Raw genomic sequence first — 15,405 nt, forward strand, 5'->3', positions numbered from 1 at the left:
CATTAGAATAGTGCAGTCAAGCAAAGAGTAATTACATCAAATCAAGAAAATGGTGCAATCAAACAAAGTGTAATTACACAAAAGCAATGAAAGGGTTTCTTTAAACAAAACATAATTGCACATAAGCAATGCTATAGTATTACAAAGCAATTTTTAATTCTATTATCATAAATAATAGGTACTACCAAGCCAAAAGCAATTCAATACAAACAAAGTAAAATTGTATGTAAGTATGTGTAAGTTGCTTTATATTAAATAGTTAAATTGTTTTGAAACAAGTAATGATAGTTCATTAATTAAGAATTACATCAAATTTTAATATAAATCAAACACTTATGAAAGCACGTCAAGAGTCCAAATTAAGTATGTACCAAGGTGTACAATTATTGTGTAAAAGCAATTTAACTATCGTATCAAGTAATTTAGCTTTTATGGAAAGTTTAGCACTGTTCAACTCAAAAATTGAGGAAATTCAATTCTATTTAGGACAACAAATTAAAGAAACTACTGGTATTACGAATGATAAGCAATTAGTTAAGGAGAATCTCTGTAGAATGGCTTCGGATATTGCAGGTATTATTTATGCTTTTGCTTCTACTCAGAAAAAAATAGTATTAATGGAAGAGGTAAATTATTCTTACACTAAACTATTTAGGTTAAGAGAGGATTTGATTTTACCTACAATGCAAAATATTTATGTAGCTGCTGAAGCAAATCGTGAAGCAATTGTTGATTATGGTATTGATGCTGAAAAAATTGAAGCCTTTGAACAAGCAATTCTTCATTTTAAAGCAGTATTGCCTAAAATCAGAATTATAAGGTCTGAAAAATCTATTTATTTAGATAAAATATCAGCAATAATGGTAGAAGTAGATGCTTTATTAAGTAATCGTTTAGATAAATTGGCGGTTCTTTTTCAGAAATCTAATCCTGACTTTTATAATGCCTATAAACATATTAGAAAAATTGATGCACCCAATAGCACAAGTACTCAAGTAAAAGGAAATATTAGTACAGTGCTTGATGGAAATGTAATTGTAGGAGCAACAATTACATTTAATGGTAAAACAAAAACTAATACTCAAAGTGATAAAGAAGGAAACTTTATCATAAAACCTATTGCTTTGGGTATGTATCGGGTAAACATTGAAGCAAAAGGTTTTAAACCTCAAACTATTGAAAACTTTAGGGTAAAATTAGGGAAGGTTAATAGATTAAATGTAGTGATGAAGGAAGGAGAGGAATAAAAGCAGAAATTTATTGTATCAATAGGTGTGCAACAACCAATTATTATTCTGCGTTCAACCTCACCCCCAACCCCTCTCCTGCAAAGAGGGGGCTTTTTAGCTCCCAAAGCTCCCCTCTCAACAGGAGAGGGGTCGGGGGTGAGGTTGAACGCAGAATAATAATTAGTCTCAAAAACTTTTTGGACAGCCTTTTGATAATAAATCATTAATTCTATTGATAATAAGCCATTAATCTTCAGTTTTTATCTTCATACTTCCAGTTTCAATCAATCTTGCTTGCCAAGAAAGGGCTTCATTGAGTAAATGTGGAGTATGTCCTCCTTGAAGACAGGCACGTTGGAAATAATCTAATAAATAAGGTCTGTAATCTGGATGTGAACAGTTTTGAATAATTCTTACAGCTCTCTCACGAGGAGCTAAACCTCTTAAATCTGCCAAACCATAGTCGGTAACAATAATATCTACATCGTGTTCGGAATGATCTACATGTGAAACCATCGGAACAATATGAGAAATATTATCACCTTTAGAAGCAGCCTGTGTTACAAAAATGCAGAGATAGGAATTTCTTGCAAAATCGCCAGAACCACCGATGCCATTCATCATTTTAGTACCGTAAACATGTGTTGAATTCACATTTCCATAAATATCACATTCAATAGCCGTATTAATAGCAATGATTCCTAAACGTCGAATCACTTCAGCGGCATTACTGATGTTCTGAGGACGCAAGAGAATTTTGTTTTTATAGTTATCAAAGTTTTGAAAGATACGCTGATAACATTTTTCGGAAACAGTAATAGAAGAAGCAGAAGCAAAAGTTAAATTACCAGCATCTATCAAATCAAAAGTACTGTCTTGAAGAACTTCTGAATACATCGTAAGATTATTAAACTCACTGTTGACGAAACCTTCGAGAATGGCATTGGCAACTTTGCCAATACCTGCTTGTAAAGGCAATAATGAAGTAGTTAATCGCCCGTGCTTAACTTCATTTCTGAGGAAATCTAATAAAAAATTGGCTATGGCAATGGTTTTTGTATCAGGTTCAGCTATACTAGCGGGACTATCCGCCACATTCGTATAAACAATACCGATAACTTTAGAAACATCTACCGGAATACTGGTAGTACCAATTAAAGAATTGGCTTGGGTGATAGGAATAATGGCACGATGAGGGTAATCTCCAGTATAAAATATATCATGAATACCTTCAATGTTGGTAGGAATAGTAAGATTTACTTCAAGGATAATCTTCTTTGCTTTTTGGATAAAGGTAGCCGAATTTCCGATAGAAGTAGTTGGCACAACACTGCCATCGGCTTTAATCATTGCCACCTCTACAACGGCAATATCAATTTCAGGAAGATGATGGTTATTGATAAGTTCGGCAATTTCACCTAAATGTTGGTCGATAAACATTACTTCACCCGCATTAATATGTTTCCTTAAAATAGCATCAGATTGAAAAGGCATTCTTTTAGCAAGCATATCAGTATCTGCCAGAATACCATCAATATCATGTCCTAACGAAGCCCCAGTAATTAAAGTGATTTTTAATTGAGCCTCTTTTCCTCTATCGGCTAAAGCCTTTAAAACAGCTTTACTATCACCAGCACGAGTAAAGCCACTTGAGCCAACCACCATTCCATTTTCAAAAAATAAAGCAGCCTCATTGGCAGTAATAACTTTGTCTAATAAATCAGTATTTTGAATTCTTTCTAGGTTCATACATTTAAACTTTTGTTGAAAAGCTCGAAATTCGACCGAAAGGACTTGAATAACTATGACTATTATTAGTTTTCGGGTTAAAACACCGATTAAAATATTTTAAATTGATATTCTAATCGGTGTTAACAACTTACTTAATCAATTTCCCATCAACACCTTCGTTGGTAATGATGACAGGTTTAATCAAACCATTTTCATCAAAATACATTTTATCAATACAAGTAACTCTTGAATTACCATCTTTCTCAGTTAATGGTCTTCTATGATAAACAATGTACCAATCATCTGTTTTAGGATTTTTTATCACTGAATGATGCCCCGCACCTGTGGCAATCTTTGGGTCTTGTTGTAAAATTTTACCAATTCGTTTAAAAGGACCAAAAGGAGAATCAGCAATGGCATAAGCCACAGAATAATCTGGCCCAGTCCAACCACCTTCCGACCACATAAAGTAATATTTTCCATTCTTTTTAAACATAAATGGACCTTCAACATAGTTTTCTGGTGTAATTTCTTTGAAAATGCTTCCGTCTTCATAAGGAATGAAGCCTGTAAAATCCTTTTTCAAATGAGCAATATTACAATGTCTCCAACCGCCATAAATTAAATAATACTCGTCTTTATCTTTAAAAACAAATTGGTCGATTGGCTGAGCACCATTATGAAATTTATCAATTAAAGGTTTTTTAAGGTAATCTTTAAAAGGCCCCGAAGGTTCATCGGCAACAGCTACGCCAATGCCACCATATTCTTTATCGCTCTGGATATCGTTTGCTCCAAAGAAAATAAAATACTTTCCACCTTTTTCAATGATTGAGGGAGCCCAAACGGCACGTTTCGCCCATTTTACGTTAGAAGTATCTAAAATTTTGGAATGCTTTGTCCAAGTAACTAAATCTTTGGATGAAAAAGCATCGAAGAATACTTGTTTGTCGTAAGGGGCTGAATAGGTTGGGTAAATCCAGTAAGTTTTGTCGAAAATTATTCCTTCTGGGTCGGCATACCAACCTTGAAAAACAGGATTGCCAGCACTCGTTTTTTTCTGAGCATGGATTGCCTGGGTAATCAAAATAAAGAGTAATACGGATAGTAATTTTTTCATGATTTGAAATGAAAATGTTTTTATAGATAATTGGATAATTGAGCCTCAAACATAGCATTTGAGTACAACAAAGAAATCATAAAAACCTTTTGAAAGAAAACAAAAAACAAAATCTTTGATTGATAAGTACATTTTACTGAAATTGTATTTTAAAGTAAATAAAGATTTTAAACCATTATTTATGAAAAACATTTTTTCAAGAAGAGTTTTTTTACAATCCTCAGCCATATCTGCCTTTTTGATGGGTTTGAAAATTAATTCAGTTGCTGCAAGCAATCTTGAGATGGAAACAAAACTTACTTTTCTTTTTCAGGGAGATTCTATTACGGATGGAAACAGAGGTAGAAATACCGACCCCAATCATATTATGGGACATGGTTATGCTTATGGAGTAGCAAGTAGGATAGGAGCTGATTTTCCTGAAGCGGGATTTACTTTTTATAATAGAGGTATCAGTGGAAATAGAATTCCAGATTTACAAAAACGTTGGAAAGAAGAAACACTTGATTTAAAACCTGATGTATTGAGTTTGTTAATCGGTATTAATGATGTAAATGCTTTAATTCGTAAACCAGAGGAGGCACCCAATCTTGAACAATTTGAAATTGGTTACAGAGATTTACTTGATCAGTGTAAACAAAACAACCCGGATATTCTATTTGTATTGGGTATTCCATTTGTTTATGCAATTAAGGGTAGAAAAGATAATTGGGACATTTGGCAAAAAGAAACGAACACTAGAGCCGAGGTTGTCAAAAAACTTGCAAAAGAATATGATGCAGTTTTGATTGATTATCCTTCAATGTTTGAAAAAGCTTTTAAAAATGCACCAGATGAATACTGGGTTTGGGATGGGATTCATCCAACTGTTTTTGGACATGAATTGATGGCTCGTGAATGGATTAAAGCAGTAAGTAAAAGATTGAAGTTTCTGAAAAAGTATAAATATTAAATGAATTGTAGCCTTCGGATATGAAGGCTATTTTTTTGATTTTACCGCAAGGCTTTATTTAATACTCAGAAGAGTAGTCCGTTTTTTGATTTTGATGCTAAAAAGCCCGAAATTTGCGAATAAAATCAAATTCATCAATTTAATAAAAATACAATGCACATTGCCGTAACTGGAAATATCGGAGCTGGAAAAACATCACTAGCTAAAAAATTAGCAGATCATTTTGGATGGGAAGTATTATTTGAAGCTGTGGAGGGAAATCCGTATTTGGCTGATTTTTATGGAGATATGCCACGTTGGGCTTTCCATTTGCAATTGTATTTTTTGAAAAGTAGATACGAACAAGTCTTACAAATTCAACAATCGAATAAACGAATTATTCAGGATAGAACGATTTATGAAGATGCTTACATCTTTGCTCAGAATTTATACGAAGGCGGAATCATGTCAGAAAACGATTATCTTACTTATAAAGGAATCTTCGATTTGATGATGACTTCTGTAAAGGCACCCGATTTAACGATTTATTTAAAAGCGGATATGCCAAAATTAGTTTCTCAAATTAAAAAAAGAGGAAGAGATTTTGAAGCAAATATTTCTATTGATTATCTACAAGATTTGAACAGACACTATGATAACTTTACCGAAAGCTATACTTATGGTAAATTATTGATTTTAGATGTTAATGAGTTAGATTACTTAAATAATGCGGAAGATTTGGCTTTTGTCATCAACCAAGTGGACAAAGCTTTACTTTATGAAACGCCTCCACGTCCCAAGCCGCTGACAATCCCTTCTTTATTCGATAAATCTGAATAAATTTCAGCCTGAATATTTACCGTTTAAAGTAAATAAATGACATTTTAAATTTATTTACGAAAATATTCGTAGATAAATTTGTTTGTACGAATGTTTTCGTAGTATATTTGTTACGAAATTATTCGTAACAAATATTATTATTGAAATGGAACCTATCAAACCTACAGAATCAGAATTACAAATTCTTCAAGTACTTTGGTCATTGGGTCAAGCCAGTGTCAGACAAGTAAATGATGAACTTTCGAAAGTAAGAGACATTGGCTATACAACAACTTTGAAGTTACTTCAAATCATGTTTGAAAAGAAAATTGTTTCACGTATAGAGGAGGGGCGTTATCACTTGTATGAAGCAGCAATTACTGAAGAAGCCACGCAACAATTTTTAGTTGACAAATTTGTAGATACTGCTTTTCGTGGTTCTGCCATGAAATTAGTGATGCAAACTTTGGGAAATCATCAAGCTTCGAAAGAAGAATTAGATGAAATCAAAAAACTCATTGCTCAAATGGAACAAAATGCCTAAACCTAATTTAACAAACCTCATATTTAACCCCTTTCTAAATCAATGAACTCAATTTTGAATTTTTTCCCAGAAAATGTAATGTCAGCCGTTGGTTGGACATTACTTCACTCAGTTTGGCAATTAATGGCACTTGCCATTGTTTTAAAAGCAGTTTTCTTGTTTACAAAGAACTCGGCCATTAAGAAATATTGGTTTGGTTTTGCGAGTTTACTTTTTCAAGTTTTTGCAAGTATCGTTACTTTTTTAATTGTTTTTGAAGAAAACTCAGTTTCATCAATCACCCAAACTAATTTTACTTTCGATAAAATAGCTCAGACCAATTTAAGTACATCAACAACAATTGCTTCAAATACAAGTATTTGGATGGATTTTCAGGTATTGTTTTCAGAAAATGTAAATGTATTAGTAACAGCTTGGATGATTGGAATGTTATTTTTGTCAGTCAGGTTGATGGGTGGTTATTTTTATACAGAACAATTACGTTGGAAATACACCAAAACCATTCAAGGCGATACGCTAGTACTTTTTAATCAGCTTTTAGAAAAAGTAAATATTAAAAAAGGAATTAACTTGTTAGAATCTTCTTTGGCAACTAGTCCAATGACGATTGGTTTCTTGCAACCCGTTATTTTATTACCAATTGGTTTGATTACAGGTTTGTCAAACAAAGAACTTGAAGCAGTTTTAGCGCATGAATTGGCGCATATCAAACGTCATGATTATTTGGTAAACATCATACAGTCATTGGTTGAAATTATATTTTTCTTTCATCCAGCTACTTGGTGGATTTCTGCGAATATTCGTGAAGAAAGAGAAAATTGCTGTGATGATTTAGCGATTGAGTTATGCGGAAATAAAGTTCATTTAGCGAAAGCATTAACCAAAGTTGAGATTTTCCAACAGCAAACTAATATGTCTTTAGCGATGGGTTTTGCTGGTAAGAAACAAACTTTGTTAGGAAGAGTACATAGAATTTTAGGTGTAAAGAAAACAAATTCAGTGAATTATGCTGGTATTATTGTAATGTCTTTATTTGCATTGACTACTTTGGTATTTATGAATTTGCCTAATAATGCTGATGCACAAACGATTCCACAAGCGCCCAAACCACCTAAGAAAGCCGATGCACCGAAACCACCTAAAAAACTAAATAAGACTGTGAGAATTGACCATAGCTTTGATAATAACCTTAATATCTCTAAGGGAAATATCTATATTAATGGAGAAAAGGTGCATCTTTCTCAAGTAGATAGTATCAAAGTATCGAAAGAATTAGTAGCCATTGAAATTCTTGAAAAGAAAATGGAACCTCACCAAAAGAAAATAGAGGAACTTTCTAAACAGATTTCTATTTATAGCCAGAAAATAAATGAGCATAGCCAGCCAATGAATAACTTTTCAATCAAAATTTCAGAATTGAGTAATAAGTTATCTAAGTTAGGTGAAAAGCAAGGGAGTATTGCTGAAAAGATGATTTCTTACAAAGAGGACTCACAAGCTAGGAAAAATGCTGAACAAAATATGAATCAGATTGAAAAAGAAATGAAGATGATTGAGCAGCAAATGGAAAAGTATGGTGATGAAATGGAAAAAATAGGAGAGAGGATGAATTTCAACAGCGCTCCAATTGACAGCCTGAGTAAATTAATTGAATTAGAAGCGAAACCAATAGAAGCTTTGGGAAAAGAGATTGAATTACGTGCTAAAGAAATTCATAAAGTACTCCCAGCCTCAGTAAGAGCAAAAATTAATAGTGCATTTAATGCTTTACCTGATGCACCAGAGCCACCAAGTCCACCGACACCTCCATCACCTGCTGCAGCGCCAACACCGCCACCAGCACCAAGTATTAAGCCATAATTAGGATTAACAATAACAAAAAAGCATCTCTGGAAATTTCCAAAGATGCTTTTTTTGTGACAATGAGGAGACTCGAACTCCTACAGGATAACTCCCACTACCACCTCAAAGTAGCGTGTCTACCAATTCCACCACATTGCCTAATGATGGTGCGAAATTAAAGAAAATTTGCTTAATTGCAAAGGTTTTCAAAAGGTGAAGGGGCAAGTTAGCTTTTGTCTTTTTTAAACCTTTGAGAATCAAGTATAACAAACAAAGTAAAAAATAAAAAAATATTACAATGGCATTAGAATTTGAAGGTAATTTGATAAAAGTACTCAATGAAGTAACCGGTCAAGGAAAAAATGGAGCTTGGGTTAAACAAGATTTTGTACTTGAAACTGAAGACCAATATCCTAAAAAAGCTTGTTTCACTGCTTGGGGAGACAAATCAGCAGATTTAAAAACTTTCTCTTTAGGTGATAAACTTAGAGTTACTTTCAGTGTAGAATCTCGTGAATATAATGAAAGATGGTACACTGATTTAAGAGCTTACAGAATTGATTTGGCAAGTGATGCTCCAAGTGCATCTGCTCCAGTGGCTTCTTCAAGACCATCTTCAGCACCAGCTAGTAAGCCTGCAACTCCTGCAGCAGACCTTCCATCTTTCAGTGAAGACGATCAAGACTTACCATTTTAAGTATGAATTTTAGGTGTTATTATATGATTTTTATGACTATAATAACACCTAAAAAAATTAGTAAACCTTCAATGCGTTTGATCTGAGCCATTCTGGGCGTGTTGTCGTTACTTTGGCTTTTAATTCGTTAAGAATAGAATATAAGCCAAAATAAGTACGATTAATATACAAACCATGTTGTGAACCTCTGGCTACTTTAGAGCTTTTTAGTTCATCTAAGTTTTGTAATTTCTCTGCATATAAATATACACTTTCAAAATATTCGTCATCTGCAAAATCAAATTCTTCTACAGCGAAAGGCTTTCCAAGTAAAAAAATCATTTCTTTAAAAAGCTCAGTAAAAAATATTGCTTCTTTTTCAGAATCGGATTTTGTGATGAAATCCAAGGTTTTGAAAATTCTTGTTGTTTTATCATTATCATCCAAAGTATCAAAATTGATTAAAGCGAAGTAATTATCATAAAATTCATCATTAATTACTTTAATGCAACCAAAATCAATAATTCCCATTGTCCCATCTTTTCTCATTAAGAAATTTCCGGGATGCGGGTCTGCATGAACTTTGCGAAGTGTATGTATCTGAAAATCATAAAAATCCCAAAGTGCTTGACCGATTTTATTTCGAATTTCTTGTGAAGGATTTGTTTTCAGAAATTCATTTAAATGAAATCCTTCCAGCCAATCCATTGTCAGAATTTTTTCACAAGATAAATCAGCGTAATATTTTGGAAAAAATAAACACTCGATGTGTGCGCAAGCCTCTGAGATTTCGACAGAGCGTTTTAATTCTAATAAATAATCAGTTTCTTCAATGAGCTTTTCTGCAACTTCACCCATGTACCTATCAACATCATTCTCATTTAAGCCAAACATTGCGATTGCAATTGGACGAATCATTTTTAAATCACTACCAATACTTTCTGAAACACCTGGATATTGTACTTTAACTGCTAACGGTTTACCATTTTTAGTAGCCTTGTGTACTTGTCCAATTGAGGCAGCATTGCTTGCATTTATGTCAAAAGTGTCATAAAGTTCTTGTGGCGATTTACCAAAATGTTTCCTAAAAGTTTTCATTACTAAAGGTCCAGAAAGGGGCGGAGCAGAGTATTGAGACATAGCAAATTTTTCTCTGTAAGCTCTTGGCAACATTCCTTTGTCCATACTTAACATTTGTGTAACTTTGAGGGCAGAACCTTTCATCTCGCTCAAAGAGGAGTAGATGTCAGCAGCATTGTCTTGATGTAATTCGTCACGACTAATATTGGGGTCAATAATTTTTTTAACATTATGTTTTAAATAATTACCACCAATTTTTACACCAGTCTTTACGAATTTTGTAGCTCTTGCAACCTTTGAAGTTGGTATTGAATTTTGTTCTTTCATTGTCATAGAGAAAATCTATACTCTTATTTTAAGTACCAAATAATATATTTGTTAAAATATTAACTTGTTGTTTATCAAATATGTTATGGTATTTTGTGTAAATAAAATATTGAGAATATATTTTTCCTGTTATCTGTTTTGAAACATGAATTTTGCAAAGTCAAGCACAGAATCTAGGGCAGATGAAGCCATCAAATCAAACGAAGTATTTACTGATTTTTCAATCATAGCATCTGTTTGTTCAAAGCCTTTTGTTTTATCTTTTACCCAAAAATCTAGTATCATCAAGAACTGTAACCAAAAGGCATCTGGGTATCTTTCATCAATAAATTTTCTAGGCTGTACTTCATTACTTTCTTTTCCTTCTAAAACCAAATCATGAGAAAATTCTTTAAAAGCAATTTTCAAGTCGGTCATGAAAACAGGCGTTTTTAATTTACGTTTGTCGATAAGTCGCCAAGTTTGTGATGTGTAACTTCTATGTTGTTTAAGCACTTCAATCCATGTGTAGTAAAATGCTAAAAGCTTTTCACGAACACTATACGTAACATATACTTCTTCGGATTCAATTTTGCTTTTGGTTTCATTGAAAAAGCCGAGCCAAATAGCACTTTCTAAAAGCTCAAATGAATTATAGTGTTCATAGAATTCACTCTCTTTCATTTTCAATTTTTTAGTGAATGCAAATACAGAAGGGGGTTGAGTTCCATTTTCAAGAAAGTACTCAATGTAGGCCTGTTTGATTTTTTCTACTTTATCCATGTTTTTTCTTTTTTGTTATTCAGCAAGAAGGATATAATATCTACTTATGATGCTGTAACATACTGGTGAAGAGCTTTGTTTCTTATTCTTGGAATAATTGCAATATTAACGTTGTACTAAAACTTTTTTTGAAATATATTCAGTAGCAGTTTTTACATTGACAATGTAATATCCTGTTGCTAATGCTTCTGAACTCAAATAATAGAAACCACTTTTTTGTTTATTAAGATTTTTTTCTTGCATTAAAATGCCTCTGCCATCATAAAGCTGAATACTTAAATCTTGCTCATCTTTAAAAGTTACTCTTATTTTGATACTTCCGTCAGTTGAAGGGTTGATTGGATTGGGCTCAACAGATGCTTGTAGTTTTTCAGTATCTGAAAGTGGTTCGGCATTATTTAATAATTTTTGTCGCTTCATACTTAAGTTCAAGGCCGCTCTAGTTCTATTTTTTTGGTCGAGCGTAAAAACATTCATGCAACGGTCTGGAGAATAATCCATGTAGTTTTCAATCATGTTAGTAATTCTATCACTGCTACAATTGGATGTCAATCTATCACAAGTTGTGTTTAAGTTCAAACTTTCAATTTGAGGTGTATCATCACAGTAATCTGTTCCACAATTTTCATCTCCATTTGGATGTAAAAGTCCAAGCCAGTGACCTACTTCATGGGTTGTAGTTCGTCCTAAATTATAAGTTTGGCTTAAAGTACCGCAACAATTTCCAAAATTTTTATAGTCGATAATTACTCCATCGAATAATTCTTGTTCAGCAATATTTGAACTGTTAGCACCTAATCCTTCGATTTTACTATCATAAGGGAAACTTGCATAGCCAATTACTCCGTTATTACCACGAGTAACCCAAATATTCAGGTATTTTTCATTGTCCCATTGAATAATTTCTGCAATTTGATTTTTGTCATCTACAAAATTGAACCCTGTTTGTTTAACATAAGTACGAGTAATACCTGTTGTAGAATTACCATCTGGATCAATGTCTGCTAATTTGAAATTTATTTCCATATCGGCTCCTACTGGATTGATATTGTATCCATTAGTGCCCAATTGACGACGATAATCTTCATTTAAGATTTGAATTTGAGATTTAATTTGTGCATCGGTAATATTTATATTATTTGCTCCGCCTATTACATTATTGACGTTGTTATGAAGAATGTGCACAACAACTGGAATGGTATAAATTTTATCTTCGACTCTTGCCGAACTACTTTTTCTTTGTGCTTGTATTACTTGAATTTGTGCTTCAAAATTTGCTTTTTTTTGATTCCAGTTGCTATACTTTTCTTGAAGCTTTTTGTCGTTCATTACTACTCCGCATTTGTCTTGGGCAGATAGGATAGAGGGAATAAGTATTAAAAAGGAGGATAGTATTTTTTTCATAATGAATATTTTTTGAACTAACGCAAAAACGGCTTTGATTTGTATTATTGACAAAATACAAATCAAAGCCGTTGCGTATGTATATAAATTTTAAGCCTTATTTTTCAGCTTCAGATTTTTCGTAAGCCATGATAATATCACGAACTAAACGGTGACGGACAACATCTTTTCCATCTAACTCTACGAAAGCAATGCCTTTGATATTGTCAAGAATTCTACTTGCTTCTGCCAAACCAGATTTCACCTTTGTTGGTAAGTCAATTTGAGTTTTATCGCCAGTAATAATTACTTTAGATTGAATTCCCATTCTTGTCAAAAACATTTTCATTTGCATGGGCGTTGTATTTTGTGCTTCGTCTAATAAAATAAAAGCATTATTGAGGGTTCTACCACGCATATACGCCAATGGAGCTATTTCAATGACTCTGTTTTCGATAAAGTATTTTAGCTTTTCTGGCTGAATCATATCATCTAAAGCATCATAAATTGGACGAAGATATGGGTCAATTTTTTCTTTTAAATCACCGGGCAAAAAACCTAAATTTTCACCTGCTTCAACGGCTGGGCGAGTGATGATGATTTTTTTGACTTCTTTATTTTTTAAAGCTTTTACCGCAATGGCTACAGCCGTATATGTTTTTCCAGTTCCTGCAGGCCCAACAGCGAAAACGATATCATTTTTTGCCGCCGCCTCAACCATTTTTTGTTGGTTTGGCGTTTTTACTTTGATAACAACTCCCTTTGTACCATACAATAAAACATCGTCTTCTTCTTTAAGATGTACTGTAGGTTCTGTAGAAGGATTTTTTTCAAGAGTAAGATAGGATTGAACTTGCTCCTTGGTAATCTTACCATATTTTTGATAGTGTTGAATAAGCGAATCCATAATTTCGTTTATTCTTACAATTTCAGGCAGTGAGCCTCTGATTGTAATTTCATTGCCACGAGAGATGATTTTACTCTGAGGAAATGCCGCCGCCACTTGCTTAATATTGCTGTTTTCAACACCAAGAAAACCAACTAACTCAAGGTCTTCCAAGGTAATTATTTTTTCTGTCAAATCTGAAATAGTTAAAGTTTGATTAATATTCTACCTAAACTTAATAAAAAAATGCTTCAATTGTTTTATAATTTTGTATTAAATATCAAACATTACTTTTAAACTTTGATTATCAATAAATTAGGAAATGTCAGTTTTTTTATTTCTCGGTTTTCTAAGAATTTCTTTGTAAAATTGTGTTACGGATAGAAAATCTTCTTTTTTATTGCTAGAAAGAATTGTAATATCCTAATAAAAGGATTGAATATTGAGAATGGAACTATCAAATCAAAATAACGGAAATTTTAAGAAAAACGGAAATTTCGCTGGTGGAAGAATATCTGCTCAAAACAGATGGTTGGATACTGGCCTTGGTAAAATTCCACCTCAGGCTACAGATTTAGAGGAAGCGGTTTTAGGTGCTTTGATGTTAGAGCGTGATGCTTTGACGGATGTAATAGATATTTTAAAAGTTGAGTCATTTTATAAAGAAGCACATCAAAGAATTTATGGGGCGATTACGCAATTATTTGCTAATTCTGAGCCGATTGACTTATTAACTGTAAAAAACCAATTAGTAACTACTGGCGAATTAGAAATAGCAGGTGGTGTACAATACTTAGCAGAACTTACACAAAGAGTAAATTCTGCTGCCAATATTGAATTTCATGCCAGAATTGTTGTTGAACATTCTTTAAAAAGACAATTGATTACGGTTTCTTCTGAGATTCAAAAAATGGCTTATGAAGATACGACTGACGTTTTTATGCTCTTAGATAAAATAGAGCAAGAATTGTTCAGAATATCTGAAGCTAATATTCGTAAGAATTATTCTGATATGGGGCAAATTATGCGTTCTGCTTTATTGGAATTAGAATTAAAGAAAAATCAGAAAGAAGGATTGACTGGCGTGCCAACTGGTTTTACGGCTTTGGATAGAGTTACTTCTGGTTTTCAGAAAACAGAATTAATTATTATTGCGGCTCGTCCAGGTATGGGTAAAACCGCTTTAATTTTATCAGCATGTAGAAATGCGGCTGTTGACCACGGTCAAGCTGTTGCGTTTTTCTCTCTTGAGATGTCCTCTGTTCAATTGGTCAATCGTTTGATTTCAGCTGAAGCAGAATTAGAATCAGATAAATTAAGAAAAGGAAATCTTGCTCCACATGAGTGGGCACAATTACATGCAAAAATTGGAAAGTTAACCAATGCCCCAATTTTTATTGATGATACTCCAGCACTTTCAATTTTGGAATTAAGAGCAAAGGCTCGTCGTTTGAAAGCTCAACACGATATTCAGATTATTGTGATTGACTACCTTCAACTAATGTCAGGAGATTCTGGTGGAAAAGGTACTGGTAACCGTGAGCAAGAAATTGCGAATATTTCTCGTTCATTGAAACAATTGGCCAAAGAATTGAATGTACCAGTAATTGCACTTTCACAATTGAGCCGTGCGGTTGAAACCAGAGGTGGTGATAAGAAACCACAATTATCAGATTTACGTGAATCTGGGTCGATTGAGCAAGATGCTGATATGGTAATGTTTATTTATCGTCCTGATTATTATGGAATTACGCAAGATGAATCTGGAAATTCTGTTGCAGGAATAGGAGAGTTGATTATTGCAAAAAACCGTGCGGGTTCATTAGATACTGTTCAATTGAGATTTATCGGTAAATACACCAAGTATTGCGATTTAGATGCTGGCGACTACATGGGCTATGCGGGTGATAGCTTACAATCTTTCCAACAAATTGATAATCCTGCGGCAGCTTTTGAAACTGGTGGAAAAATGTTAGGAAGTAAAATAAATAACTTACCATCTCAAAATCCTTCTTCTTCGTTTGGAAGTAATTTGCCTAATCAAGATGTTCCATTTTAAATGCTTATGAAGTGAT

Annotated in this window: 13 protein-coding genes and 1 tRNA gene; 7 read left to right on the forward strand and 7 right to left on the reverse strand. The window is 33.3% G+C overall.

Translation table 11 applies throughout. The features are described 5' to 3' along the window. The first annotated feature begins 335 nt into the window (after positions 1 to 335). Positions 336 to 1,247, forward strand: a complete 912-nt coding sequence (locus VB798_RS13320) for a carboxypeptidase-like regulatory domain-containing protein (protein ID WP_323259082.1) — start codon at positions 336 to 338, stop codon at positions 1,245 to 1,247. A gap of 228 nt (positions 1,248 to 1,475) precedes the next feature. Here the strand turns inward: VB798_RS13320 and VB798_RS13325 are convergent, their stop codons facing one another. Continuing rightward, positions 1,476 to 2,978 (reverse strand): succinate CoA transferase, encoded by a 1,503-nt coding sequence (locus VB798_RS13325; protein ID WP_323259084.1) that lies wholly within the window; start codon positions 2,976 to 2,978, stop codon positions 1,476 to 1,478. A 130-nt stretch (positions 2,979 to 3,108) separates the two neighbouring features. Then, the gene (locus VB798_RS13330) at positions 3,109 to 4,080 is read right to left on the reverse strand and encodes a glycoside hydrolase family 43 protein (RefSeq protein ID WP_323259086.1); all 972 of its coding nucleotides are present in this window, start codon (positions 4,078 to 4,080) and stop codon (positions 3,109 to 3,111) included. Positions 4,081 to 4,261: 181 nt separating this feature from the next. Between VB798_RS13330 and VB798_RS13335 the strand changes: the two genes are divergently transcribed. The 4 genes from VB798_RS13335 to VB798_RS13350 all read left to right on the forward strand — a co-directional run bounded on the left by VB798_RS13335 (position 4,262) and on the right by VB798_RS13350 (position 8,234). Next, positions 4,262 to 5,032: an SGNH/GDSL hydrolase family protein gene (locus VB798_RS13335; protein ID WP_323259088.1), complete on the forward strand. Its 771-nt coding sequence runs from the start codon at positions 4,262 to 4,264 to the stop codon at positions 5,030 to 5,032. Positions 5,033 to 5,185: 153 nt separating this feature from the next. Then, positions 5,186 to 5,851: a deoxynucleoside kinase gene (locus tag VB798_RS13340; RefSeq protein WP_323259090.1), complete on the forward strand. Its 666-nt coding sequence runs from the start codon at positions 5,186 to 5,188 to the stop codon at positions 5,849 to 5,851. Positions 5,852 to 6,005: 154 nt separating this feature from the next. Further along, a complete protein-coding gene (locus VB798_RS13345; RefSeq protein WP_323259157.1) occupies positions 6,006 to 6,374 on the forward strand; it encodes a BlaI/MecI/CopY family transcriptional regulator in 369 nt (122 codons plus the stop codon). A gap of 42 nt (positions 6,375 to 6,416) precedes the next feature. Then, a complete protein-coding gene (locus tag VB798_RS13350) occupies positions 6,417 to 8,234 on the forward strand; it encodes a M56 family metallopeptidase (RefSeq protein WP_323259092.1) in 1,818 nt (605 codons plus the stop codon). Positions 8,235 to 8,291: 57 nt separating this feature from the next. On the opposite strand, the gene VB798_RS13355 is transcribed toward VB798_RS13350, so the two are convergent. Beyond that, positions 8,292 to 8,375 (reverse strand) — tRNA-Leu (locus VB798_RS13355). Positions 8,376 to 8,514: 139 nt separating this feature from the next. Here VB798_RS13355 and VB798_RS13360 point away from each other — a divergent pair. Beyond that, positions 8,515 to 8,913 (forward strand): DUF3127 domain-containing protein, encoded by a 399-nt coding sequence (locus VB798_RS13360; RefSeq protein WP_323259093.1) that lies wholly within the window; start codon positions 8,515 to 8,517, stop codon positions 8,911 to 8,913. 57 nt (positions 8,914 to 8,970) lie between these two features. On the opposite strand, the gene VB798_RS13365 is transcribed toward VB798_RS13360, so the two are convergent. From VB798_RS13365 to VB798_RS13380, 4 genes are all read right to left on the reverse strand, one after another. Beyond that, positions 8,971 to 10,299: an ABC1 kinase family protein gene (locus VB798_RS13365; RefSeq protein ID WP_323259095.1), complete on the reverse strand. Its 1,329-nt coding sequence runs from the start codon at positions 10,297 to 10,299 to the stop codon at positions 8,971 to 8,973. Between the two features lie 129 nt (positions 10,300 to 10,428). Next, positions 10,429 to 11,061 (reverse strand): TetR family transcriptional regulator C-terminal domain-containing protein, encoded by a 633-nt coding sequence (locus VB798_RS13370; RefSeq protein WP_323259097.1) that lies wholly within the window; start codon positions 11,059 to 11,061, stop codon positions 10,429 to 10,431. Positions 11,062 to 11,166: 105 nt separating this feature from the next. Next, complete coding sequence (locus tag VB798_RS13375) at positions 11,167 to 12,465, reverse strand: M43 family zinc metalloprotease (protein ID WP_323259099.1); 1,299 nt, start codon at positions 12,463 to 12,465, stop codon at positions 11,167 to 11,169. A 97-nt stretch (positions 12,466 to 12,562) separates the two neighbouring features. Continuing rightward, positions 12,563 to 13,525 carry a PhoH family protein gene (locus VB798_RS13380; protein ID WP_323259101.1) on the reverse strand — a complete coding sequence of 321 codons (963 nt, stop codon included), beginning with the start codon at positions 13,523 to 13,525 and terminating at the stop codon, positions 12,563 to 12,565. Between the two features lie 253 nt (positions 13,526 to 13,778). Between VB798_RS13380 and dnaB the strand changes: the two genes are divergently transcribed. After that, positions 13,779 to 15,389, forward strand: coding sequence for a replicative DNA helicase (gene dnaB / locus VB798_RS13385; protein ID WP_323259103.1), 1,611 nt, complete (start codon positions 13,779 to 13,781; stop codon positions 15,387 to 15,389). The last annotated feature ends 16 nt before the right edge of the window (positions 15,390 to 15,405 follow it).

Source organism: Arcicella lustrica (assembly GCF_034930985.1).
In the GTDB taxonomy this organism is placed as follows: Bacteria; Bacteroidota; Bacteroidia; order Cytophagales; family Spirosomataceae; genus Arcicella; species Arcicella lustrica.

Bases quoted from the DNA above. Each gene is read 5' to 3' on its own strand.
- VB798_RS13335 (WP_323259088.1), top strand. From the start codon at position 4,262: ATGAAAAACATTTTTTCAAGAAGAGTTTTTTTACAATCCTCAGCCATA.
- VB798_RS13325 (WP_323259084.1), bottom strand. From the start codon at position 2,978: ATGAACCTAGAAAGAATTCAAAATACTGATTTATTAGACAAAGTTATT.
- VB798_RS13375 (WP_323259099.1), bottom strand. From the start codon at position 12,465: ATGAAAAAAATACTATCCTCCTTTTTAATACTTATTCCCTCTATCCTA.
- VB798_RS13320 (WP_323259082.1), top strand. From the start codon at position 336: ATGAAAGCACGTCAAGAGTCCAAATTAAGTATGTACCAAGGTGTACAA.
- VB798_RS13360 (WP_323259093.1), top strand. From the start codon at position 8,515: ATGGCATTAGAATTTGAAGGTAATTTGATAAAAGTACTCAATGAAGTA.
- VB798_RS13365 (WP_323259095.1), bottom strand. From the start codon at position 10,299: ATGAAAGAACAAAATTCAATACCAACTTCAAAGGTTGCAAGAGCTACA.
- VB798_RS13330 (WP_323259086.1), bottom strand. From the start codon at position 4,080: ATGAAAAAATTACTATCCGTATTACTCTTTATTTTGATTACCCAGGCA.
- dnaB (WP_323259103.1), top strand. From the start codon at position 13,779: ATGGAACTATCAAATCAAAATAACGGAAATTTTAAGAAAAACGGAAAT.
- VB798_RS13350 (WP_323259092.1), top strand. From the start codon at position 6,417: ATGAACTCAATTTTGAATTTTTTCCCAGAAAATGTAATGTCAGCCGTT.
- VB798_RS13340 (WP_323259090.1), top strand. From the start codon at position 5,186: ATGCACATTGCCGTAACTGGAAATATCGGAGCTGGAAAAACATCACTA.
- VB798_RS13370 (WP_323259097.1), bottom strand. From the start codon at position 11,061: ATGGATAAAGTAGAAAAAATCAAACAGGCCTACATTGAGTACTTTCTT.